General features: G+C 50.9%; 21 protein-coding genes and 1 tRNA gene. 9 read left to right on the top strand and 13 right to left on the bottom strand.

Translation table 11 applies throughout. From position 1 onward, the window contains the following. Nucleotides 1-71: 71 nt before the first annotated feature. The 4 genes from SE18_RS02565 to SE18_RS02550 all read left to right on the top strand — a co-directional run bounded on the left by SE18_RS02565 (nucleotide 72) and on the right by SE18_RS02550 (nucleotide 3,552). Nucleotides 72-2,147 (top strand): serine carboxypeptidase, encoded by a 2,076-nt coding sequence (locus SE18_RS02565; RefSeq protein ID WP_054532855.1) that lies wholly within the window; start codon nucleotides 72-74, stop codon nucleotides 2,145-2,147. Between the two features lie 115 nt (nucleotides 2,148-2,262). After that, nucleotides 2,263-2,685 (top strand): zinc ribbon domain-containing protein, encoded by a 423-nt coding sequence (locus tag SE18_RS02560; RefSeq protein WP_054532854.1) that lies wholly within the window; start codon nucleotides 2,263-2,265, stop codon nucleotides 2,683-2,685. Nucleotides 2,686-2,810: 125 nt separating this feature from the next. Beyond that, on the top strand, nucleotides 2,811-3,113 hold the full coding sequence (locus tag SE18_RS02555; protein ID WP_054532853.1) for a hypothetical protein: 303 nt from the start codon (nucleotides 2,811-2,813) through the stop codon (nucleotides 3,111-3,113). A 61-nt stretch (nucleotides 3,114-3,174) separates the two neighbouring features. Continuing rightward, the gene (locus SE18_RS02550) at nucleotides 3,175-3,552 is read left to right on the top strand and encodes a PH domain-containing protein (protein ID WP_054532852.1); all 378 of its coding nucleotides are present in this window, start codon (nucleotides 3,175-3,177) and stop codon (nucleotides 3,550-3,552) included. Nucleotides 3,553-3,597: 45 nt separating this feature from the next. Here SE18_RS02550 and SE18_RS02545 read toward each other — a convergent pair whose 3' ends face one another. Then, on the bottom strand, nucleotides 3,598-5,349 hold the full coding sequence (locus tag SE18_RS02545; RefSeq protein WP_054532851.1) for a PA domain-containing protein: 1,752 nt from the start codon (nucleotides 5,347-5,349) through the stop codon (nucleotides 3,598-3,600). A 23-nt stretch (nucleotides 5,350-5,372) separates the two neighbouring features. Continuing rightward, nucleotides 5,373-6,206, bottom strand: coding sequence for an alpha/beta fold hydrolase (locus tag SE18_RS02540; protein WP_054532850.1), 834 nt, complete (start codon nucleotides 6,204-6,206; stop codon nucleotides 5,373-5,375). A 154-nt stretch (nucleotides 6,207-6,360) separates the two neighbouring features. Here SE18_RS02540 and SE18_RS02535 point away from each other — a divergent pair, with 154 nt between their 5' ends. Together SE18_RS02535 and SE18_RS02530 are read left to right on the top strand one after the other, a co-directional pair. Beyond that, on the top strand, nucleotides 6,361-7,041 hold the full coding sequence (locus tag SE18_RS02535; protein ID WP_054532849.1) for a hypothetical protein: 681 nt from the start codon (nucleotides 6,361-6,363) through the stop codon (nucleotides 7,039-7,041). 124 nt (nucleotides 7,042-7,165) lie between these two features. Next, the gene (locus tag SE18_RS02530; protein WP_054532848.1) at nucleotides 7,166-7,525 is read left to right on the top strand and encodes a single-stranded DNA-binding protein; all 360 of its coding nucleotides are present in this window, start codon (nucleotides 7,166-7,168) and stop codon (nucleotides 7,523-7,525) included. Between the two features lie 48 nt (nucleotides 7,526-7,573). Here SE18_RS02530 and SE18_RS02525 read toward each other — a convergent pair. Further along, nucleotides 7,574-7,649 (bottom strand) — tRNA-Thr (locus tag SE18_RS02525). A gap of 220 nt (nucleotides 7,650-7,869) precedes the next feature. On the opposite strand from SE18_RS02525, the gene SE18_RS02520 reads away from it, so the two are divergent. After that, nucleotides 7,870-8,085, top strand: coding sequence for a KTSC domain-containing protein (locus SE18_RS02520; RefSeq protein WP_054532847.1), 216 nt, complete (start codon nucleotides 7,870-7,872; stop codon nucleotides 8,083-8,085). Nucleotides 8,086-8,145: 60 nt separating this feature from the next. Here SE18_RS02520 and SE18_RS02515 read toward each other — a convergent pair whose 3' ends face one another. Beyond that, complete coding sequence (locus tag SE18_RS02515) at nucleotides 8,146-11,712, bottom strand: ATP-binding protein (RefSeq protein ID WP_054532846.1); 3,567 nt, start codon at nucleotides 11,710-11,712, stop codon at nucleotides 8,146-8,148. Between the two features lie 11 nt (nucleotides 11,713-11,723). Then, nucleotides 11,724-12,677: a hypothetical protein gene (locus tag SE18_RS02510; RefSeq protein WP_160319459.1), complete on the bottom strand. Its 954-nt coding sequence runs from the start codon at nucleotides 12,675-12,677 to the stop codon at nucleotides 11,724-11,726. Nucleotides 12,678-13,181: 504 nt separating this feature from the next. On the opposite strand from SE18_RS02510, the gene SE18_RS02500 reads away from it, so the two are divergent. Next, nucleotides 13,182-14,060, top strand: a complete 879-nt coding sequence (locus tag SE18_RS02500; protein ID WP_054532843.1) for a CPBP family glutamic-type intramembrane protease — start codon at nucleotides 13,182-13,184, stop codon at nucleotides 14,058-14,060. Further along, entirely contained in the window at nucleotides 14,060-15,610 is a 1,551-nt protein-coding gene (locus SE18_RS02495; RefSeq protein ID WP_054532842.1) for a PP2C family protein-serine/threonine phosphatase, read from the top strand. Before SE18_RS02500 ends, SE18_RS02495 begins: the two co-directional genes overlap by 1 nt. On the opposite strand, the gene SE18_RS02490 is transcribed toward SE18_RS02495, so the two are convergent. The 8 genes from SE18_RS02490 to SE18_RS02455 form a co-directional block, all read right to left on the bottom strand. Then, the gene (locus tag SE18_RS02490) at nucleotides 15,607-18,123 is read right to left on the bottom strand and encodes an ATP-binding protein (protein ID WP_054532841.1); all 2,517 of its coding nucleotides are present in this window, start codon (nucleotides 18,121-18,123) and stop codon (nucleotides 15,607-15,609) included. The two genes, SE18_RS02495 and SE18_RS02490, sit on opposite strands and share 4 nt — an antisense overlap. A gap of 9 nt (nucleotides 18,124-18,132) precedes the next feature. Beyond that, the gene (locus SE18_RS02485) at nucleotides 18,133-19,917 is read right to left on the bottom strand and encodes an ATP-binding protein (protein ID WP_152976534.1); all 1,785 of its coding nucleotides are present in this window, start codon (nucleotides 19,915-19,917) and stop codon (nucleotides 18,133-18,135) included. Nucleotides 19,918-19,920: 3 nt separating this feature from the next. After that, nucleotides 19,921-21,009 carry a tetratricopeptide repeat protein gene (locus tag SE18_RS02480; protein WP_054532839.1) on the bottom strand — a complete coding sequence of 363 codons (1,089 nt, stop codon included), beginning with the start codon at nucleotides 21,007-21,009 and terminating at the stop codon, nucleotides 19,921-19,923. A 71-nt stretch (nucleotides 21,010-21,080) separates the two neighbouring features. Continuing rightward, nucleotides 21,081-21,599, bottom strand: coding sequence for an adenine phosphoribosyltransferase (locus SE18_RS02475; protein ID WP_054532838.1), 519 nt, complete (start codon nucleotides 21,597-21,599; stop codon nucleotides 21,081-21,083). Then, nucleotides 21,596-22,033 (bottom strand): hypothetical protein, encoded by a 438-nt coding sequence (locus SE18_RS02470; protein WP_054532837.1) that lies wholly within the window; start codon nucleotides 22,031-22,033, stop codon nucleotides 21,596-21,598. The genes SE18_RS02475 and SE18_RS02470 overlap by 4 nt, the downstream gene beginning before the upstream one ends. 65 nt (nucleotides 22,034-22,098) lie before the next feature. Further along, the gene (gene pxpA / locus SE18_RS02465; RefSeq protein WP_054532836.1) at nucleotides 22,099-22,839 is read right to left on the bottom strand and encodes a 5-oxoprolinase subunit PxpA; all 741 of its coding nucleotides are present in this window, start codon (nucleotides 22,837-22,839) and stop codon (nucleotides 22,099-22,101) included. After that, nucleotides 22,836-23,624, bottom strand: coding sequence for a mechanosensitive ion channel family protein (locus SE18_RS02460; protein WP_054532835.1), 789 nt, complete (start codon nucleotides 23,622-23,624; stop codon nucleotides 22,836-22,838). Before SE18_RS02460 ends, pxpA begins: the two co-directional genes overlap by 4 nt. Nucleotides 23,625-23,644: 20 nt before the next feature. Then, nucleotides 23,645-24,307: a DUF4230 domain-containing protein gene (locus SE18_RS02455; RefSeq protein WP_054532834.1), complete on the bottom strand. Its 663-nt coding sequence runs from the start codon at nucleotides 24,305-24,307 to the stop codon at nucleotides 23,645-23,647. Between the last annotated feature and the right edge of the window lie 44 nt (nucleotides 24,308-24,351).

Here is a 24,351-nt window from a genome sequence, read left to right as displayed (position 1 = left end):
ATGCTCACTCCCTAATCTCAAGCGCGATCGATCCAACCTCCGATTCGCTAGGCTTGCAATGAGGATTCACTATGAAAGAAGTAGTCTGTATCACGCTCGGTCGTTCGCGGCGTGACTTTAGCTTTACAACAACGCTGTTGGGCGAAGAAATACGGGTGCGCCGCATTGGAGCCGATGGCGATGTCGAACGGGTCAAGCAGTTGATTCGCGAGCACGATGGCAAGGTCGATGCAATTGCGCTTGGTGGGGTGATTGCTGATTTTCGGGTTGGCAAGGCCACTTATCAGCATAACCAAGCCTATACAATCGTCAACCAAGCCCGCACCACCCCAACCGCCGACGGTGTGTTGCTCAAATCGACCCTCGAACGCTGGACGGTTGCCCAAGCTGTTGCCCGCGAACCTGGTCGCTTCAACTATCGGCGGGTCTTGGTTTTTTCGGGCATCGAACGCTATTCATTGGCCGAATCGCTGAGCAACTATAACGTCGATTTACGCTTTGCCGATCCCAAGGTGCATTATGGTTTGCCGTTTACGCTTAGCTCGTTGAGCCAATTGGAGCGCTACGCTAAATTTGCCATGCCCGATTTGGCCAAAAAGCCCTATCGGCGCATTCACCCAATTGGCAAGGGTGCAACCCACGATAGCCGCCTGGAAAAAGATTGCGCTTGGGCCGATGTGTTGGCTGGTGATTTTGCCTTCATTCGACGCTACGCGCCCCAAGATTTGCGTGGCCGCACGATTTTGACCGACGATCCTTCGCCTGCTGAGATTGAAGATTTGCGCCAACGTGGAGCGCATACCTTAATTACGCTCACGCCAAAAATTAGCGAAGAGCATCCGTTTGTTTCAGCAGATGTGCTTGAAGCCATGATTTTGGCCGTAACGGGCAAGCGCGAGCTTGATGAAGCAACCGTCTTGCAAATTACCGCCGATGCCAATTGGGAGCCGCACATTCAGCGCCTGACCAACGACGAAGAATTAGAAAAATTTGCCTTTGTGATTCACCCGCTCTCGACCAAATTTATCTATAAAGATCCGCGCTTCAAGGTGCTCAAATATGTGCCGCAGCGCTGGGTCGAACGCGCCATGGCCCATTTGCCACCGCTCTATCTTTCAAAGATGAAGGGCATCAAATCGACGGGCACGGGCAAAGAGATTGAGGGTATTTTATTGACCTTAGGCGCTACGCCACGCGAATTAATGCGCCGCCCAACCGCATTTACCTATCGCCGCTTGATCAAAGCAGCGCGCATGGCCGAACGCATGGGCGCAAAACTCATGGGATTGGGCGCATTTACCTCGGTAGTTGGCGATGCTGGGATCACCGTGGCCCAAAAATCGGATATTGGGATTACCTCGGGCAACTCGCTAACTGTCGCCGCAACCCTCGAAGCTGCAAAACAAGCAGTCATTTTGATGGGCGGGCGGGTTGATCAAGGCACTGCTGTCGTGATTGGGGCAACTGGCTCGATTGGCGCGGTTTGTTCGCGCTTGCTAGCCCAAGCCATTGGCGACGTAGTATTGATTGCGCCCCGGCCTGAGCGCTTGATTGCCTTGAAGAAGCAAATCGAAGCTGAAACGCCCAATGCCAAAGTGACAATTGCCACCAAAGCTGATGATTATGTTGGCAGCGCCGACTTAATTGTTACCACCACGACCGCACTTAATACCAAAATTGTCGATATTGAGCGCCTAAAACCAGGCGCGGTAGTCTGCGACGTGGCCCGCCCACCAGACATCAAAGAAGAAGATGCAGCCAAACGCCCAGATGTGTTGGTGATCGAATCGGGCGAAATTACCTTGCCCGGCGAGGTCGATTTTGGCTTTGATATTGGCTTGCCAGCAGGTACAGCCTATGCCTGCCTCTCTGAGACAGCCCTCTTGGCGCTTGATGGCAAATTCGACGATTATACCCTTGGCCGCAACATCGAAATGGATCGGGTCAAGGAAATGTATCGTTTATTCAAAAAGCATGGGCTGAAATTAGCTGGTTTGCGCACCTTCGACGAGTATGTAACACCCGAGATGGTGGCCGAAAAACGCCGCTTAGCCGATCAGCGGCGCAGGGATTTGGGTTTGCCAGTAACCACCGAGGCAGAAACTCTCGCCAGCGAAATGCCACTCGAAGTTGGTGGCAGCAGATAACGACCGTCAACGGCGTGAGCATTGAGCTTGCGCCGTTGTTGCTTTGGCTTGCAACACTCGCTTGCTGGCAGCGTATAGTTTTTGCTTGAAACGAGCATCTACTAGCGAGAGATTGATGATGCAAGCATGTACCTATTGTGGCGGCAATGTCCCCGATGATTGGGAAGAGTGTAAAACTTGTGGATGGCTGCGCGATGGCTCGTTGGCGTTGCCGCTTGAGCCTACCAAATGCCCCTATTGCGACGATGAAGTTTCCGAAGATTGGGAAGAATGCCCAAGCTGTGGTTGGCTGCGCGATGGCTCATTGGGCATTACCCCACCAGAACCAGCGCCGCCAAGTGTACGCCAATTGATCTGCTTGCGCTGTCAGGCTCAAATGACCTTTTTGGGCTTCAAACAATTTCGCGAAAGCTCGAACTCGCTGGATATTTTGCAAGGTCGCTTTGGTTCGTTTCGCCACGATTTTCAAATTTTAGAATTACATGGCTGTGGCTATTGTGGCTATGCAGAATTGGCCTTGCCCCATATTGGTAGTTAGTTACAAATTAGCAACCGCGAAGAATGCGAAGGCCACGAAGGCGATCAATCGTGGTGAAAAGCCATCTTTTAAATAAGATCAAATAGCGATTCACAAGAATTTAATGAAGTTGAAGGGAGCTGAGAATGCAACAGTGTAGTTATTGTGGCGCTGACGTTGCCGACGATTGGCAAGAATGCGCAACCTGTGGCTGGCTGCGCGATGGCTCATTGGCCTTAGCTAGCCCAATTGGTGAGCGCCAAGTCGCTTGTTTGCGCTGCGATACGGCGCTCGAATTTCGTGGCGTAAAATATTTCCACGAAGGTTTATCCTTAACTGGAGCCTTGGTTGGTGCAGTTGGCAACTTCATCAAGCGCGAACGGCTTGAAATGTATGTTTGCCCACAATGTGGCCGCTGCGAATTATTCGAGCCAGAGCTAGGCCGCTAACGCAACAATCGCCAGCGTGCGGCGTATAACCCCATAGCGAACCACAACAGGAGGAACCACTATGGGCTTATTTGATGGATTAATGGGCAACGCTTCGGAAGTCGATCCGCAAGTAGCGCAACGCGATTTTGGCCAACTGCTGGCGTGGGGCGAACAAGTTCAACGAGCCTATCAGCTCATTCGTGATTTCTTTATTTTTACCGATAAACGCTTGATTTTGGTCGATAAACAGGGCATTACTGGCAGCAAAGTCGAATATCATTCGATTCCCTATCGCAGTATCACCCACTTTAGCATCGAAACCGCTGGCCATTTTGATCTCGATGCAGAGTTGAAAATTTGGATTTCGGGCAATCCTGTGCCGATTCAAAAACAATTCAATAGCCGGATCAATATTTATCAATTGCAAGCTGTTTTGGCTGCCTTTGTTGCTCGTTAAATAAAAATAGCTCGCATGATTTTTTCATGCGAGCTGTATTTTAATTTATTCGGCGTGAAACTCCAATACATACAAACCATAGCTCAAATCGCTGACATAGACATATTGATCGCGCACTTGCACGCCCCACAAATTGACGCTCGGCGAGTTGCCGTTTGGCCATGCGGCAACCTCTTGGGGCTGGCTGGGATCGCTAATATCGAGCATGCGCAAGCCATCGCGATACCACGAAGCATACAGATATTGGCCTTGCACCTCGGAATTATGCACAGTTGGGTTGGTAGCGCGCTTCGCATCAATCGAATTTGGCGTGTTATAACGGCCAATTTCAACTGGCTTGCTGGGATCGCTGAGATCAAAGAATTGAATTGCCCCACCACCATCAAAATACTGTTCGATTGTTGCCTTGGCCTCAGGTTGGCTCAGCAAGGCCGCAGCGGTTGTGCTGCTCAGCAAATACATTGGCAAATTAAACTCAGTGATCAAATCAACATCATCGCCAAATGGTAGCTCTTGGTAAGGCTTGTTGGCATAGAGCAACAAGCCTGCTGCCTTGCCAGTTTGAGCCACGATAAACTTACGCTCAATCGAACAGCCCGCTATTTCGATCAGCACAAAGCGCCCAGCAAAATCGGGATAGTCGGCCTTGGGATCGCAGGCTTGCTCAAGCGCCACAAACTCGGCACTCAAGGGTTGATCAAGCTTTTCGCCAAAAGGCAGCGCATGGGCGTAGGCTGGCTCGGCAAGCGCTGGGTGGCTAATTTTGGCTTGACCATTGCTAAAATCTTCGTTATTCAAGGCCAAAAATTGCCCATCATTCCAATCGACAACCGAGTGCGCATCGCCCTCGGCGAGCGCTGGATAAGGCGTTTGACCAAGGTAGACTGGTTGGGCAGGATCTTGAATATCCAAAATAATCACGCCTGCATCCCAGTAAGAGAGATAGGCGCGTTGGCTATTGCTGCTGGCGCGCACGCTATGCAAAAAGATGCCAGGAAAATTACCACGCGCTCGGTCGGCATAATCAAGCATTTGCCAATCGAGCTTTTGATCGATGCCCCAGCGGCTGAGCTTGGTTGGTTTGCTCGGCGTGCTCAGATCGACAATCCACAATTCGGCTCGATGCTCAGCCATAGGTGTTGAGCCAAACACGTTGTTGGTTGGCGCTGCAAGCAGAGCCAAGGCTTGGCCGCTTGAGTTGACGGTCAGATCAAGCTCATGCACGCCGAGGGTGGTTGCAAAACGAGCCAATTCGACAGGCTTGCTTGGATCAGTAATATCCAAAATTTGGATGCCTGGCTTGGTTTCACCGCTACACGGCTGCATGCCCACAATTGCAATATCCTGTTCGCCAATCCGCGCTACATCCATATCTTCGAGCGACACATTTTTGACCACTGGCGAGTAGCCAGCAACTTCTGGCTGGCGTGGATCACTCACATCAATTAATGTGATGCGATTTTCGAGTTGGCATGAACTTGGCTGCATGCCCAACAAAATCAAATCGTTGTAAAGGGTAAGATCGGCGTGGCGACCCTCGGTTGGTGGCTTGAGCTGCAAGCCGCCAACTTGCTCAAAGTGCGGGCCAGTGATAATTGGCGTTGCGGTGGCAGCTGGACGCGGCGTTTTGGTTGGGTTTTGATTTGGACTATCTTTATCGGCGCGCTTTTGCTCCGCAGTCGGCTTATTAGCAAGCTCAGTTGGCGGTGCAGGAGTGGCATTTTGGCTGGCGCAGGCAGCGATCAAGCTTAGGCAGATTGCCACGCTAAAACAGCGCGCTAGACGTTGAAACAACATTCGTTCTCCTCTCAGCATAGTGTTTATACGTGGCTTACTGGTTGTTGGCGCATAAATTGAAAAATTGTACGAATAAATTTAACTGGTTCCTCAAACGGTGGGCAATGGCCGCTACGTTCGAAGTGAATCAAGGTTGATTGGGGCAAATGTTCGTGCAAATATTCGCCAACCTTGCCTGGGTAAAGCCAGCTTTGCCCGCCATAGCACAACAAAATTGGCACATTCATACTTGCCAACAAATCACGATAATCACGATCGGCCATATCTTCGGCCAAGGGCAAAAGCGCTTTGGGATCGTAGTTGCGGCGATAGGGCGAGGTGAACCAAGTGGCAAAGCGCAACAGTGGCCGATTAGGATGGACGACACCCATCGCAAAACGGCGCAATACTCGGCGCTGCTGGCTTGCGAACAATTGGCGCATGCTGGTGATATGGTCGGCGGTATAGGCCCCAAACAAACCCATGGTCCATTCTGTGCTGGTTTGCATACACGGGGTCTGATCAACTAAGACAATACTTTTGAGGTTATCGACTCCAAATTGGCGCACATATTCAAAGGTGGTCAAGCCGCCCATCGACCAACCAACGATTGTTGGTTTTTCAAGCTTGAGGTGCTCGATTAATTGATGCAAATCTTGGGCTAAGCGGGCAATCGTCAGTTCGCCTTGGCCTGGAGTGCGGCCATGGCCACGTAGGTCGATCGCGATACAGCGATACCAACGGCGCAAGGCTGTGGTAATGCCAACCCAGTGCGAGCCAGCGCTCGTCCAGCCATGAATAAAGATAATTGCTGGCTTTTGGCCACCAGTATCAGTATAAAAAATCGGGTTTTGATCATCGGCTAAAAAGCTTGACATAGCATTCCTCCATAGTTTAGGGGTGTTTCACGGCCAGCAAGATCGATTTGTGACGTTATTTGACACAACTGTCAGCTATACTCATCTCAAAACCAAGCGGGTCGTGATAGTAAACGCTGGGATGAGTATTAACGATTGAACTGGAGTACAAACGATGGAACAGGAAGCTTTAGTAACCCGCACCTACCGCGCTGCAATTCGCTCTGGAGATGATTATATAACGATTGAAGAAACAATTGCACTCCCTCCAACGGCTGATGATGCAGCAATCAGTCAAGCTGTCGAAACTGGCTGGCGCATCTTTCGCGCCCAGCAAGCAGCGGTCGAGGCCCAAATTAATGCCTTGCGTGATGCCCACCCTGCGATCAATACGCCACGCATCGCCGACCCCGATTCGCCTGCGAGCGAAAAACAACGCTCGTACTTAGAGTATTTGATCAATACATTGGCGATTAATGATGGTCAGATGCAAGCAACCTTGCAAGAACACAATGCAAGCTATGAAACGCTTACCAAAGGCCAAGCCTCAGAAATTATCGATGGCTTGAAACAGCAATTAGATCAAAAGCCTGCAACCAGCCAAGCGAGCGCTGCGGCTGCGGTCGCTGCTAGCCCAAATGCCAACGGCACCAGCAACATGCTCGAATCGACGGCGAGCGAGCCACCAGCCAGCACGCGCCAATTGGCAGCGCTGCAACGAGTCGCCGGTCAGCAAGGCGTTGATCTGAACGCTGAAATTCGCCAACGCTTTGGCGCGCAACAGCTTGATGATCTTTCGGTCAACGAAGCAGGCGCACTCTTGCAAGAACTGCAACAACGCAGCTTACGGCGCTAAAAGTCCTATCGCAGGCTAGCCCATGCACCAGCAAAAACAATGACTATTGGCTAGCCAAAAATTCACAATCTGCGTCTCTAACTATGGGCAACTGAGTAAGTACACTAAACCAGAGGAGTTTCAAATGAACGTTAAAGGAACCGTAAATCGAGTTGAATTGATCGGCTGGCTTGGCGGCGAACCAACCCAACGCTTCTTGCCATCGGGAGTTGGGGTCTGCGATTTCAATGTGGCGACCAAGCGCTTTGGCAGCAAAGACGAACAAGGCGAGCAAACCTTCGACACCGAATGGACGACGATCGAAGCTTGGAACGGGCTTGGCGATATTTGCCAAGATCGTTTGCACAAAGGCAGTCGGGTTCGAGTAGTTGGCAGCTTGCACACCCGCTCGTGGGAAGACAAAGACAGCGGTCAGCGCCGCTCCAAAACCGTCGTTCGCGCCGATGAAGTCTTGTTTCTCGATAGCTATAGCAACGACGAATAAGCCTAAAAAACCAAAGCCCTCAGCAGATTTGCTGAGGGCTTTGATGTTTGGAGCCGCATGTCGGACTTGAACCGACGACCTACCACTTACAAGGCGGTTGCTCTACCAACTGAGCTAATGCGGCTTAACGCGAATTATTATACGCATGAATCGTGGTTTGGTCAAGACACTAGCAAAAGAACAAAGAACAAAGAGCATAGAGCATATGACCTCAGGATACTGAAGCTTTTGACGGCTCTCTGAAAAATAGCCCCTGCGCACTGGCCCCTCGGCCTTGATCTAGTAGCCAAACTGATAGAAAATTTATACAATGAGCCAATTAGCGTCCCTAACGGAGGCAGGGTATGAAACGAACTCCAGTTGATTCATCAAATTTGGCTTCGGTTGGCTATGACGCGACTAATCAGACCTTAGAGATCGAATTTCAAAACCGCTCAATCTATCAGTATTTTGAGGTACCCGAGGATATGTATAACGAGTTGATGCAGGCCGATTCTCACGGCAGTTATTTCAACGGCTATATCAGAGGCGCTTTTATGTATCGTAAAGTTTCGCGCTAAAAACGCAGCAGGGCTAGCAATTTCCAGCCCTGCTGCGTTTTGAATGACTATTTTTGTAGCCTAAACATCCAAGTTTTTCACGTCGGCGGCGTGGGTTTGGATAAAGCGTTTGCGCGGCAAAACAATTTCACCCATCAACATTGAGAAGGTTTCATCGGCAGCTAGCGCATCTTCAATCGTCACCTGCAAAATCATGCGATTGCCAGGGTTGAGCGTCGTGTCCCACAATTGGTCGGGGTTCATTTCGCCAAGCCCTTTAAAGCGCTGAACGATGACTTTAGTGCCAGCTGGCAATGAACGAATATATTCATCGCGGGTTGCTTCATCGTAGACATATTTGTAGGCCTTGCCATGTTGCACCCGGAACAGTGGTGGTTGGGCAACATACAAGTGGCCATTGGTAATCAAATCACGCATATGGCGGAAGAAGAAGGTCAGCAGCAAGGTGCGGATGTGACTTCCATCCACATCAGCATCGGTATTGTGAGCATACAAACCACCAGTGCCACACAAGAAGTTTTCGTCTTCTTCGACTGAGAAGTCGTAGACAAACTCACCAGTTGGGGCTAATTCTTCAACCGCTAAGACTTCTAAGCCAACCATATCGTCGCTGATTGGCGTGAAGGCTTGGGCTTTGGTGGTTGGTTTAGCCAAATGGGCTTCGACTTTGGCGGCCAGATGATGGCGTTGCCAAACGCTACGCAATTGTTCTAGCTGTTGCTTGCCACTAATTGCAATGTTGTAGTAGTCGTGCACAGTTTGAATTGGTGCATCGGCTGGCAAGTTGGGCTTGATGTTGCTCACGCCAGCAAAAATGCCAAGTTGACCAAATAAGTAGAGTAAGCCATCTTTGAGTTCAGGCGAGTTGGTTGTCATGCTAATGGTGCTATCACAGAGCGTGCCATCACCAAGAAAATAGCCTTCGAGATAGCTGCGCTGTAAATCGCTGCTCAAGCTGAAGAGCATATTAGGCACTTGTTTTTGATGGGCAACCGCACCCAAGCCCAAAGCACGAATCAAACGAGCTGCCAAAACGCTATGGAAGTAGCATTTAATGCCGCCATTATCGGGCGATTGATAGAAACGTGGCGTTTCACCAAAAAGCTGTTCAATTGTGGTTTTTAGCTCAGCGAAGAAGGCTGCATCTTTTTGGCCTAACGATAAACTAACTTGATGTTTGCTCAAGGAACCTTCGGCAGTAAACCAGCCCAAGAACCACAGCAATTCTGGCGTGATCGCCAACATCCGAGGGAAGGCGCGATCGTCGTGGGCTTGCGGCACAAGCTCGACATCACGATCAAGCAAATCTAGCTCATCGTTGTTGAAGCTATTAAAAGCTTTGTAGTTACTGACTTCACGCCAACGTGCATTGGCACTGCTATCATCTTGCAACAACAAACGCTCAAGCTTCGAAGGCACTAGCTCATAGCTAATTGGTTCTTCCCAGCCAATCGTTGCCAAGTAGTTATCAAATTGCGATTGAATAGGCCGCAACATGCCACGTTCCCATTGGCTAATCGTAATTGCTTGCTTCACCCCAAGCCGTTGAGCAACCATTTTTTGGCTTAAGCCATGGGCTTGGCGATATTCAACCAAACGTTCCCACGCAGCAGTATGCAAGCTAATGCGGGCTTCGTTCCATTGCTCAGGCTGCGAAACATTGTTTAGCACTCGCTGAGCAGCAATCGCGCGCACACTTTCACCCCGCAGATAAAGATTATCAATCAAGCCTGCTTCAGCAAACAACTTGATCAGGTCGATTTCGCGAGGTTGAATTGCTGGCCGTGGAATGCGGCGACTGGCAACCAATTGATCACCAAGTTTGATCTGATTGCCTTTTTTCAAGACTGGCTGGCCATTTTCAAGCACAAACACACTATGCGAGGCAGTTACTTTGACTGAACGGCCATAGCGCGTGCTAAGTTTGTACATTGGCTCGTGGTTGGCGTGACGCATCACTGCTTTGAGTGGGCGGAAGCGCGCAAGATTGCGTTTTTGGTCGAAGCTAATGACTTCGTACTCGCTTGCCTGGCGTTGGCCTGCAATACATTGATCGATAAATTCGCCAATCCGTACAAATTCAGTATGGCCTTGACCATTACGAATCAGGGTTGGTTCATCGCCAGCAACGCTCATAATCAAGATGCGATGGTAGCGCAAGCGCGAAATATCGAATGTTTCGCCAATACCAGTGCCAAGTGCAGTAATTAATGCACGAACTTCGTTATTGGCAAGCATTTTATCCAAACGTGATTTTTCTACGTTCAGAATTTTACCGCGCAAAGGCAAAATTGCTTGGAACCGCCGATCACGGCCTTGTTTCGCGCTTCCACCTGCACTATCGCCTTCGACGATGAAGATTTCGCAGTGGGCTGGCTCTTTATCCGAGCAGTCAGCAAGCTTGCCAGGCAAGGCGAAGCCTTCGAGTGCGCCTTTGCGTTGCACCAAATCGCGGGCCTTGCGGGCTGCATCACGCGCACGCGAAGCCAAAAGCGATTTTTCGATGATCCGGCGGGCTTCGTTGGGATTTTCATCCAAAAAGCCCGACAGGGCTTCATTGAGCACCGTTTCGACTGCGGTTTTAGCTTCTGGCGTGGCCAACTTCGATTTGGTTTGGCTTTCGAATTGAGGGCGGAACAGTTTGATGCTAATAATTGCAGTCAAACCTTCGCGCACATCTTCGCCAGAGAGCGTATCGCCTTCTTTGAGCAAGCCTTTGCTGCGGCCATAGGCATTGATCGTTCGGGTTAGGGCAGCGCGATAGCCAGTAACGTGCGTGCCACCATCGGGATTAGCAATGTTGTTGGTAAAGGCTAAAAGATTTTCGTTGAAATCGCCAGTGTATTGCATGGCAATTTCAACATTAACATTTTCATGAGCTTTTTCAACATAGAACGGTTGCGCGAGCAATGGGCCTTTTTCGCGGGTCAGATGGCGCACGAACGAGACAATCCCACCATCGAAATAGTAGGTTACTTCGCGATCGTTGTTATAATCGATCAGCTTGAAGCGTAGGCTCTTGTTGAGGTAGGCCATATCGCGCAAACGGTTCGACAAGGTGCGATAGTTGAATTCGACGGTGGTAAATAATTGGGCATCTGGTTTAAAGATAATCGTCGTGCCCGTGCCAGTAGCATCGCCAACCTGATGAACAGGAGCTTGAGGCATGCCAAGACGAAAATCTTGGGCCCATAATTTACCATCGCGTTTAACTTCGGCGCGCAAAAATTCGGAAACCGCGTTAACTGCCGAAACCCCGACCCCGTGCAAACCACCTGAGACTTTGTAGCCTTGCGAGCCTTTGAATTTACCGCCAGCGTGCAGCTCAGTCAGCACAATTTCGAGCGCTGAGCGACCTTCGACGGGGTGAATATCGGTAGGAATCCCGCGCCCATTATCGACGACAGCAATTGAACCGTCAGTGCGCATTTCGACGATAATCGTATCGCAGTAGCCAGCTAAAGCCTCGTCAACCGAGTTATCGACAACTTCATAGACCAAGTGATGCAAGGCCGATGTGTCTTGGCCACCGAGATACATCCCCATGTTTTCGCGTACTGCTTCCAAGCCACGCAACATTTGAATCTGAGCGGCATCGTATGTACTCTGATTAGGATTTGTCGCCATCGAATCGAACCTCACTTTTGTGTTAGGGCAACAGGAAAACGGTGGGCAAGTGAGCCAACACGTTCGTTATAAAAGACTAATTTGGCTGCTTGTAAACTACAGCTCAGCAACCCAAACAGGGCGCTTGCTGCAAGAATGCTGATCATGTTGGTGGCCAGTGGCCGCAGCAAAAAGGCCGTCCCATGAATCAAAACTCCGCTAGCGATAATCAGCGGGAGGGCTTCGCGTGGTTGTTGACGTACCAAGTTGTAGCTCTGATAGAGCGCAATCAAGGCAGATTGTTGGCCAAGCATAATTGCTGCTGGCGCAAGGCTGGCATAAACCCAGAGGGTAATCAGCACCACCCCAAAGGCGGCAAGCACCAATTGCGCCCCAAACGCGCTGGCAGAAAGCAAAAAGCTGGCAGCAACCAACGCAGGGATGCCAAATAACAAACCTAAGCCAACAATAATCAGGCTCAGTTTGGCCAAATTCCAGAGCTGTTTGGGCAGGGCTGCCCATGCAGGCTGCGCCTGATCGAGATTGCGCCCCAGCCAGAACAAAACGATTGCGCTAAAGCCAAGCCCAAGCACATTCAACCCAAGCACCAAGAGCAAGGTCAACCAGCCATCGAACAGCCATGGAGCATCATTATGCAGCGAGGGCGAGCCAGCACCGCTAAACAAACTTGGCACAAGGTAAGTTCCGACTGCGCTCGAACGCAAATCGACAGTTTGCAACAGCTCGTTGGCCTGCGCCCAAAGTTGTTGGCTCTGAGCGCGGCTAAATCGATTGACCACGCTGCTAATGCTGGCAAGCCAACGATTAGGCGCTAAAGCTGGCAGTAACCTCAGCCAGAGGTCAAGCAAAATGGGCATTAAAATAACCCAAGGTGCGCGACGAACGATGCGAAATCCTTGGCTTAGACGTTCCGGAAGATTACGTCGTTGTGGCTCTTGAGCTTGTGGTTGTAAACGTCTATTCATGGCTTTATTATACCACAAAAGCCCTATTCTAACATAATATTTTAGCACATAATTTCTATATTTAGAACATAGGGCATAGAGCATAGAACATAGAATTGAGAGCTAGCTTTTAGACACAGATTGCACAGATTATTGTTGATTATGTCCTCCTAGCCCAAAGCCAATAGCCGATAGCCATCATTGTTCTGCGCCGCTGGGTTAAAATTACGAGTGATAAGGGCTTTTTTTAACGACGAAGAACACAAAGCGTACGAAGGTTTCGTTTTTAGCCACGAATTGCACGAATTGCACGAAAAATATTCCGATAGCCCAAAGCCCATAGCCATCATTGCTCTGCGCCTCTGCGTTAAACCTATCATCCACGAAGCACGATTTTTTTGCCACAGATTCCACAGATAGGTTTGATTATTGACTTCAACCTTCATCCTTCATCCTTGTTCTATGCTCTTTGTTCTATGTTCTTTGCCCTATGCTACAATAGCGCTCACGACCAACGGAGGCCCTATGTCGCTGCTTGCTTTTCATCAACTTGAAACCCCAGAACGCCGTTTGTTGCAACGCCCGCCATGGCGCTACGGGCTGACAATTGGCTTAACCCTGCTTTGTGCCTCGGCCATGATGTTGTGGGGTGCGACGTTTGAAGGCCAGGTTATGCAAGGGATTGTGACCGAGGTTGGTTCGTGGGTGCTATTTGTTGCTGTTTTTTGTGGGCTAGCCTGGTTTCGCCAGCCGCATGCCAAACGCCGGACAGCAGTGCTATTTGGATTTTGGGCTGCGGTGGCAATTGTAGTCAATGTGGCGGCCAAACATGGCCTAAACCAGCATTTTTTGGCCGCAGGTTTGGGCGATTCGCCACGCTTGTATTGGGCTGGCTTATTTTTTATTCCCCCAATGTTGCTGCTTTGGTACTCACAACACGATCAACAATTGCAACATCATGGCCTGCACCTGCGCAAATGGCGCGATCAAGTGCTGCTTGGCTTGTTGGCAGGAGTGTTCATCGCGCTGCATTTTTTATCGACCGTGCGCTTTAGTGGCATCGTTGGCCTCAGCATCAAACCTTGGCAATATATGTTTTGGTCGCTGGGCTTTGAGGTTTTTCAATCGCTCGGCGAAGAATTATTTTTTCGCGGCGTGCTCTTGCGTTCGTTGCAAACGATCTATAAGCTCAATTTTTGGCTTGCTACCGCCGTCACCACGCTTGCCAATTTGAGCATTTATTTAATTCGCAGCCAATGGCAAAATCCCATTCAAATGGCAGGTGTGGTCATTTATTTGTCGATGATATCGATTGCCGCCTCGCTCTTATTTCGCCGCTATCAAAGCGTCGTGCCAGGCTACCTGTGTAATATCGTATTTAGTTTTAGTGCGCTTTTACGCTGATGAATCGTGCTCACCGCCAGCGTGATGTGATTAGCATCAGCCTTTTGCTCTTGGCCATTACGATTGTGATGTACCTTGGCGAAGGTCGTTGGGCGGCTGCGCCTGCCTTGCGCTACCTCTATTTGATTCCAATTGCCCACGCCGCGATGGGTTTTGGCGTGATGGGCAGCATGGCGGTGGCCATTTTGGCCGATCTGCTGTTTGCGCCGCTCGTCGCAACCTCGTTAACGAAATATGGCTTGGTTGGCGCACCAACGATCGAAATTATTGTGACTTTAGTTTTGATGCCAGTCTTGGCCTATTTTGCTGGCAGCGGTTGGGGGCGGCTGAGTCGCCAGCGCGAGCTGTATCAATTTTTGAGCCGCATGGGCGATTTATTTGGCCGTTCGTTGCCGCGCGATCAACTGCTTGGCGAGATTTTGCAACAGGGCGGCACATTGATCGATGCGCAAGCAGGCGAGATCATTTTGCTTGAACAAGGCCAAGCCCGAATTGCCGCCAGTTGGGGCTTTGAAGCCCAAGCCACCGCCGCCTATCAAACCAGCTTGGCTGCCTATATTCTCAAACGCAACGAGCCTTGGTCGGCGACTAGCCTCGAAAATAACAGCGATTTTCAGCGGGTTGGCTTTGGCCAGCGTATCGATGCAGCCTTGGCCGTGCCACTGCGCTTAGAGGGCAAGCCAATCGGCTTATTGGCCTTCTACAATCGGCTTGGCGGCTTTAGCAAACAAGAGCAAGCCACCGTCGAAGCCATGGGCAGCAAAGTCGAAGTTGTCTTGGAGAACTTCCGCCAAATTGAGGAACGCTCGGAGCGTGCTCGTTTGCAACGCGAGTTTGACTTGGCGGCTGAGGTGCAGCAACGCTTTTTGCCCCAGCAATTGCCAGCCATCAGCGGCTACGAAATTGCGGGCTTTACCCAACCAGCGCGCGAAGTTGGCGGCGATTTCTTCAATGTCATCGATTTGAGCGATGATCGTTGGTATCTTGGGGTTGGCGATGTTTCGGGCAAAGGTGTGGTCGGGGCGTTTTTTATGGCCATCGCCATGAGCGTGATCGATTTATACTTGCACGACAGCCCTCCCAGCAACCAATTGAGCCTTGCCAATCGGCTTAATCCGCTGTTTTATCGGCGCATGGCGCAGCAAAAAATCAATACCGGCTTGGCCTATGCCATGCTCGATGCCAAATCTGGCCAGCTGCAATTGGGCAATGCAGGCTTGATTTCGCCCTTGCATATGCGCAAAGACGGCCAATGCGAGTATCTTGATTTGACGGGGTTTCCCTTGGGCGCTGTGGCCAACGCTCAGTACCACGAAGCGGCCTTGGAGCTACAAGCTGGTGAGAGCTTAATTTTCGTCAGCGATGGCGTGGTTGAAGCCGCCAACAGCCAACGCGAATTATTTGGCCTGAATCGGCTGCGCAATTTAATTAGTATGCTCAGCCAACGCCCGGCAGCCCAGTTGGTCAACGAAATTATGAGCGCAGCTAACCATTGGAGCGACGGCCAATATCAAGACGATATGACCGTCGTCGTGCTGCGCCGTAACTAAGCGTCGCGATCTTCCTGCAACGCCCGTTGTAATTCCTCGATTAAGCCCAATGGCGCTAAGCGCACACCCAGCAAATTACTGACTTCTGCTGGATCGGCGTTTAGCACTTCGTCGATGCTGCGGAAGTGTTCGGCCAAGGCTTGGGCCAAGCGCTCGCTCACAAATTCGTAGCGCAGAAAATCGGCGGCACTCAGGCGGCTAGCTGCTTGGGCCAGATTTAGTTCCTGCAAAGCGTGGCGCAATGAATCACCCCGCACGCCCAAATCGTAAACCGCATCAATCGCCGGAATCGCCAAGCGATCAGCTTCGCCAGCACGCAAGGCGATAATTGGCACATTTGGGGCAAGCGCCCAAACCGCACCCAACGCCAGCAAACTTGCTTGGGCAGGCTCGCTGGCATCGACCACAATACAGGCTGCCTGTTGTAGGCTCTGCAAACTATGTTCAGTCAACGAAAGCGCCGCGTCAATTCCCACCACGCGCAGGAAAAACGGCGCACTCTCCAGCACAGAACGGACTTCTTGATTAACTTGAGCATTGCCAAGCGTATTAATCAACAAGACATAGGGCGCAACAGTTGCTGGCGGCAGATTGATCACGCTAGGAGTGCCAGTAATTGCATTCATCAAAGCGCTGGCCACCCGATTATTCGCATCGAAAATTTGCTTGGCATGTTCGGGCTTGACGAGCCGCTGCGCGCCTTGAGCACTCAACATCAGCGCATTGTTGTAGAGAAAAATCAATACATCGCGCATTTGTGGGTCGCTATAGTGGTTTAATGTTGCCACTTGATTAATGACTGGATTGCGCGCATTCAAATAGAGCATGCCTTTGTTGGCAGAACTTTTGCGCTCAGCTTTGCGCTCATCGAGCATCGCCCGCAGCAATTGCTTAATCGATTGGCTCAAATTGGGGTCGGCTAAAAGTGTATCAACCTGCTCGGTCGTTTCCGAGTTTTCGGCGAAAATCAAAACCGCAGGAATCGATTCGGGCAGATATTGCGCAACTTGGGCTTGCACGCCCATTTCAGCGTAGCGTTCTTCGAGTTCAAGCCAACGCTCATCTTTGTTGGTCAGCGCCTCGAAGATGAAATCGCCGCCAACATCTAAGCGCCGCAGGCCAATATTTTCGGTTAGCTCAGCATAACGGCGCAAAAACGGTTCATCGGGAAAATATTGGGCATCGATCACCCGCAATCCTTTGGCCGCAAACAACACCGCATGTTGGCCAATGCCACCAGGCGTGGTGAAATAGAACAACAGCCGTTGATGGGGATCGTCGCTGTTGATGCCGCTACGCGAAAGTTGCGATTGCTCAAAATAGCGTGGCAAATTCATGCGCCCTGCATCAGTGTCAAACAGCACAATATCTTTTATGCGCGCAAACAGTTCGTCGGAGATCAAGGCCCACGACTTAATCACCCGATTGTGCTGGGTGACGATCTCGCGGAACAAGCGTTGATCGTTGAGCGCCAGTTGCTCAAGATAATTAAGAATCACTTGGCCAAGGGTGCGCTGCACCCGCTCGAAATATTCATCGCGGCGCAAAGCCTCGCGCGAGGTAGTTTCGCGTAAATTGGGGCTTTCGACCACACCTTTGACGAACTTTGCCCACTCTGGCAGCAAGCTGCGCTCGCCACGACAGACAAACATACGCCGCACATAGACAATTAAATCGCCATGTTCGCGTACATTCAAATAGGGCTGTTTGGGAATAAACAAGACCCCGCCAAGCTTGAAAGCTCCGTTATCTTCCTCGACATTCAGCGGAATCACCGCTAACACCGATTCGCTAGGATACAGCTCGTTCAAATAGCGAATGTAGTCGCTGTCGCTGGCTTCACTATGCCATGGTGCTTGCATCACATTGACTGGGCGCGGCGATGGATCAAGATAAATCGGCACGCTAAGCAAATCGGCAAACAAGCGAATCAGCCTACTCAGCTCATCTTCGCGCAGCAAATGCACTTGGCCTGGCTTGATTGCGACCGTAACGGTTGTGCCAGCAGTAGCGCGGGTAGTTTGGCCCATTCGGTACGATTGCTCGCCAGTACATTCCCACCAAACTGCCGCCTCGCCTTCGCTACGAAACGAACGGGTTACAAACTCAATTCGCTCGCCAATAATAAACGCCGCCAGCATGCCCAAGCCAAAGCGCCCAATCAAGCGCTCGGCCAAACTGCGCTCGCCAAGAGCCTCAAGCCGCGAGCGCACAGCATCGGTGTTACTCGCGCCAATTACCGAGAGAAACTGCTCGACTTCGGCCTCGGTCATGCCTGTGCCGTTATCTTCGATGGTCAGGCTGCGGCCAAATGGGTCGTAGCGCACATGAATTTCGGGCAACGGCGCATTTGGATCATCGGCTTGGCGCACCAGGCAGGTATCGTGAGCGTTTTGCAACAACTCGCGAATTGCCACATGCGGATCGGCGTATAAACTTTCGCCAAGCGTGCGAATCACGCCAGGCACGTTAATCGTCATTTGACCTTGGCGAATTCCATGAGGTCGTTGCATACCAACTCCTTAGCCTTGAGTAAGCGCCAACTCTAGCAGCGACATTTGGGCATGTTGCACCGCCTCGCCTAGCTCAGGGGTTAGTTCGATGCCGCTAGAAAGCAAGGCATAGCCCCACAAAGCCCGAATAACAGTTGCCCAGCGTTGGTCGCTCGGTTGGCCATCGCGCAATTGCTGAATCAGCGGATTGAGCGTGTTGAGACACAGCACATAATCATCGCTGCGCTTACGCCCCACCGATTGGACGAAGTTGAGCAGGCTTCCGCTACCTTTCAACAAGCTATCCACAACTTGTTCACGTTTATAATCGCTGGCGCGCATTGCCAACGCCGCCAAATTGCTTGGCTCGAAGCGCATCGCATAGACGTGCATGCCCAATTGTTCGCAGTGTTGTTCGAGTTTGCGCCATTGGGGGTCGGTTTCAGCTTCGAGCAATTCGGCGATTCCAGCGGTGAGCGGCTGAAAACTTACGCCATGACGGGCTGCACAATATTTTTTCAGAAACTTTTCTTCGATTAAATTAACGTGCAGCACTGGCACGCCGCGTGCGCCGACGATCGCACGCTGCTGGGCACTAGGTGGCAAATCGTTGAGCACATAAAAAATTGTGCGTTCGCCAGCACCGCGCACTGGAATCCGCTCAAGATAGCGGGTTAAGGTAATTGGGCCAAGATCGCTCTCGAAGGTCAGCAAATCAGCGACTGCTGCAAAAAATTGATTATCATTCACCGCTGCTTGCTTTATGCCGCTATTGTGTTGTTTGACCACTTGCAGAAACGTGGCTGGCTCGCGCTGGGCCAAACGAATTAAGAACGAACGCACAGCATCGGCCAATGCTTCACGCAAGGCCCGATAGTTGGGCCGCTCGATCATAAAGCCTTCGCGACTGGCAACCAATTCGAGCAACGGCGCATCGATAATGCCACACACAAACGTCGCCCAAGCGGGCAACAATTGCATATCTTCGCAAACATACATACGTCGCTGAAAGACATCGAGCTTGCGGGGGTGAATTTTCAGCGCTGCTGAGCTTGGCATAATTGCCAAAACCCCGCTACATTCTGCATTGTGCTGTTTAATGGCGATTGGCTCGACTGCCAACGGCACAGCGCCAAAGCGATGCTGCACATAGTCGATATATTCATGCTCCGAGCCATCCAAGTGCCATGGCCCGTTCATGCGATTGATTGGGCGCGCATCGTCGCCAAGATAAACCGGAAATTGAATAAAATCTGCATAGCAAATGATCGTCGAGCGCAACGTACTTTCATCGAGCAAATTATAGAAGGCTGGCTCCAACTCAATTGTGACCGTGGTGCCGATGGTTTGGCGCGTACCTAGCTCAAGGCTATAATCGGCGCTGCCCTGCGAGCGCCATAACACCGCTTGCTCGCTGCCTTCGGCCAAGGTATCGACGGTTACTTGCTGGCCAATTACAAAGGTCGAGAGAAAGCCAATCCCAAATTGGCCAATTAACATTTGGGCAGCATTCTGATCGGCGGTTGAGAATTTGACTTGGCGGGTTTGGCTGGCTCCAATTGTGGCTAAATAGCGCACCACATCGTCGCGAGCCATGCCAGTGCCATTATCTTCAACAATCAACAAGCGTTGGTTTGGCTCGATGCGCACATGAATTGCTGGCTTAAACAGCGCTTGTTGGGCAATCCGCCGCACACACGAATCGCTGGCATTCTGAATCAACTCGCGAATTGCAACATGCGGGTCGCTATACAAATTTTCAGCCAACAAACGAATCAAATGTTCAAAATCAACTTGAAATGTTCCAGTACTCATCACTCAGCGCTTTCCGATTAGACGATCAAACCATGAGCCTTGGGTCTTGGCGGCGATGGGCGCTGCTTGTTTTTTGGTCAGCGTTTCGATCCATTCGCGGGCTTCTTTCAGCCGATGCTCAAACTGTTGGGTTTGGGCAAAATAATAGGCTTCGTTGGCAAAATACCAAGCTTCATCGCTGCGATTCAATTTGTACAACGCCCGCACATTAGCTAACAACGCCCAAGCCTCATCGCGAGCGTGCAAGCGTTGGCGGGCCAAGGCCAGCGCTTCGCGGGCAAACTCCAAGGCTTGTTCGCCCATCTCTAATTGTAGGGCAATTTCGGCGCGCCACATGGTCGCATCTTGATGATCGTTGGCACAATCGTAGGCTAAGGCTGTGGCAACATTTTCGCTAAACAAATTAAATGCTTCTTGCAAATTGCCTTGTTGATAGTGGAGATGAGCCAAATAACGCCGTGCCAGCACAACCCAAGCAGGGTTGCCTTCGCGTTGAGCATACTCAAACGAGAGCAAGCCATAGCGTAAGGCATCGGCATGTTCTTCGCGCTGCGAATGCAGGCGTTGGAGCACGCGATAAAAGACATAGCGGTAGAAATCGGCGGAGTAGGTATCGTGGCGAATGATGCTCAAGCCCTGTTGGGCATAGCTCAGGGCATCATCATACTCTTGCATGGTCATAGCGTTGCCAGCAAGCAAGCGCAAACAATCGAGTTGCCAAGCACTGGTCTCGCGGGCTTCGGCTTGTTGCAAACAATCGAGCAACAACAACTTAATTTCAGGCCAACGACCTTTGAGATCAAGGTCGATCAACGCGCTACAGAGCCGAATCGTGGCTACTAATTCATAGTGTGGCTCGTTCAGCTGTCGCGCGCGCGCCAACATCGTGGTTGCCAACTCCAAGGCCTGTTGACTTTCGTCCAAGTTCATCAGGGCTGCGGTCAGCTTTTGGTAGCACAGCAATTCATTATCTTTATCGGCTTCTTGGCGCGCGACGACAATTCCCTGCTCCAACAAACTCGCAGCGCTGCGAAACTGGCCTTGCCGAAAAAGCTGAGTTGCTTGATTACAAAGATCGGCGGCGTACCCCATCGCACCAACCTCCCGCCATTGGACAACCTAAGACCAGCATGCTTGTGGCGCGTGCTGGCCTCATTGTCGGTTTAGTATTGAATTTGGGCGTAATATGGCCGATCGCCAAGTTTTTCGCGCCCACCTAAAAAGGTCAATTCAATTAAAAATGCTGCCTCAACCACCTCGGCCCCAAGCTGATTGAGCAAATCGCAGGCCGCAACCACGGTTCCGCCAGTCGCCAAAAGATCGTCGATCACGACTACGCGATCGCCAGCTTGCAAGGCATCGTGGTGAATTTCCAAACGATTGGTGCCATATTCCAAGCTATAATCGACGCCGATAGTTTGGGCTGGCAATTTGCCTGGCTTGCGAATGGGCACAAAGCCAATCCCCAAGCGCAAGGCTAACGGTGCACCAAAAATAAAGCCCCGTGATTCAATCCCGACAATCGCTTGTAATTGCTGGTTGGCATAGCGCTGGGCAAAGTGCTCAATTGCTGCATCGAAGGCTGCTGCATTGCCCAACAACGGCGTAATATCTTTAAATTGAACCCCAGGGATTGGAAAATCGGGGATATTGCGAACAAACTGGGTTAAATCGAGGCTCATTCAATAATTTCCTTGGCCGAACCCGGCCCAGCTTCAATATAACGACGAGCAGCAGCCACCAATTGGGTTAGCCGACCATCAACAATTTTGCGCCATTCAGCTGATTCTTGATCAGTTAATGCGCCGCCGCCATAATGCAGCTCCATGGCTAGCTCCCAGCCACGGCGTAAAGCAAATTTTTCGATAATCGCTTGGCGATCTTCGGGCCAGCGCTTGATATAGCGTTGAAAGGCAGTTACTAATTTTTTGGAGCCATCAGCGTTGAGTGCGGGCAAGTCGAAATAGTTATTATTGGCATCTTCCGGCGCAGGGTTTTTGGCGCTCGAAAAGTAAATTGTTTGGGTAGTAAAACAATAGCGTGCCTGACCTGCCTTCTCATAATCGCCGGGATTGCTGGCAATTGCCCCAATCAACATGCGATCAGTGATTGTCATAGGCTACTCCTGTCTGGATTGTGCTATAGCGAGTCTAGCATAGCCAACACGCCATCGCAAGTTGCTCAGCATGCTGCCCGAATCGTCATAGCGTCGGCTACTAGCGCAGTACGAACCGCTTGGGCAAAAGCCAGTGCTTGCGGCGTATCGCTATGCAAGCACAAACTTTGTACGGTTAATCTGATTGGTACATTAGTATAACTTGGAAACGGCATGCCTTTGGCAAGCGCTAAAGCCTGTTGGAGTGCCACCGTCTGGTCGTGATGCACGGCCCCAGCCAAGCTGCGCGAACGCAATTGGCCATCAGTTTCATAGGCTCGGTCGATAAAGCCTTCGGCGATCGTCTGCACGCCTGCCGCTGCCGCTTGTTTAAGCAACACACTGCCAGCCAACCCCATCAGCACAAGGCTTGGATCGATGTTTTGAATTGTTGTAATCAGCAACTGCGCCAAATCCGCATCAATCGCAGCTTGATTATATAAAGCGCCATGCGGTTTAACATAGCGTACCTTAGTCCCTTGCTCACTCGCCAAACGTTGTAACTGGATAATTTGCTCAATGATGCTCGCTTGGAGTTGGCTTGGTTCAAGCGCAATCACCACCCGCCCAAAGTGCGCCCGATCAGGGTAGCTTGGATGAGCGCCAACACAAACATCATGCTGCTGGGCCAAACGCAAGGCTGTGCGCATGCTTTGTTCGTCGCCAGCATGGCCGCCGCAGGCAATGTTGCATGACGAAAGCAGCGGCATCAACTGGGTATCAAATGCACCACCTTCGCCCAAATCTGCATTGAGATCGATGCTCATGCCAGCCAATCCTCGGCTAGGGCTTTGGCCCGTAAACGCCCAGCCAAATTAGAGCGCACGAGATTACTATCCACGCCCTTCGATGGCAACCAAAAACGAGTTTCGACAATCAGGCCATCAGCTTTTATCGCAGTAATCAACACTTCGGCGGCAGGTTTTTCGAGCACATGCTCAGTGGTGCGGGCAATTTCAGTTAAGGCTTGTAAAACAGGGGCAAAATCAACATCACGTTTGAGGGTTAATTCAACGCTATGGCGGCGTTGCACGTAGCGGGTCAAATTGGTGATTGTGCCAGTGTAAATCGTGGCATTCGGCACCATCACCTCGCGGCCATCAGCAGTGCGCATAGTCGTGGCTCGCACTGCAATATCGGTCACAGTGCCCTCATCATTGCCAATTAAAATCCGATCGCCAACTCGAAACGGGCGCTGAAACAATAACAAAATTCCAGCAGCCAAATTTTTGGTGATATCTTGCAAAGCAAAACCGATGATTAAGCCACTCACACCTAAGCCAGCCACAAACGAAAGCGCCAGCTGGCCCCAGCCCATCACCAGCAATACAATCACCAAACCTGCAACGATCACCAAAATGCGCACCAAGCGCAAAATTAAGCTTTCGGCTTCACTCGGTAGCTCAACGCGTTTAAGTACGCGATTGGTTGCACCGTTGGCCAGCCGAATGCCATAGCGCAAGGTTAATAAGATAACGATTGCGGCCAGCACTCGTGGCAACACCCGAATTGCAAACTCCTGCGCCTGCTGCCCCCATAGATTCCAATCCATAGACGATCCTCATACTTGGCTTATTGCGGTTTGGTTGAGTAGAGAATTGAGCCGTTTGAGGCCCGAATAGTGATGTTTGTATAGCCAACATCAGTTAATAAACGCCCAAGTTCTTCGCTAGCTTGTTGCTGCGATTGTGAGAGAATGCCTTTTTCCAGCGCATCTTGACGAACTTGCTCACGCAGCGTATTTTGGGCTTCGATGGTCATGTCGGCAATTTCGTGTGAACAACCAGGCAACCACTTGGGCGTATCTTGAGCAATCAGCCGACTATTTTGGGTATCAAGCTCGTTGCTCAATAGTTCGGCATCGGGCAACACAATTTCGACGGTTGCTTGGTCGGGGTAGCCATCGTTGCTGACAATTAAGCGTTCTTCGCTAATTTTGCTCAAATCGATGCCTGCTTGCACATTGAAATAGCCAAGATAGGTAATTTCCTCTGTACAAGCGCCCAAAACGCCATGTTCACGAATAATTGTGGTGTCTTTGGTGAAGCTCATCGAGAGGGTTGAAAGTTTAGCTTGGCGGCGGATTGCTTGGAGCACGGTCATACCTGGCTTAATTGTTGAGGTTGGTTTGGCCATAATTCCATCAACACCAAATGATGGTGATAGAAACGCATAGCCAACCACGCCAATCAGCGCCAACACCAACACCAACATGAGCGTCGTCCGAATTCGCATAGGGTTATCCTCCCCACTATGAAATAGCCTTACGCGCAATTATA

Origin of the sequence: Herpetosiphon geysericola (assembly GCF_001306135.1) — a bacterium.
In the GTDB taxonomy this organism is placed as follows: domain Bacteria; phylum Chloroflexota; class Chloroflexia; order Chloroflexales; family Herpetosiphonaceae; genus Herpetosiphon; species Herpetosiphon geysericola.
This window is presented reverse-complemented; position numbering and strand designations above follow the sequence as displayed.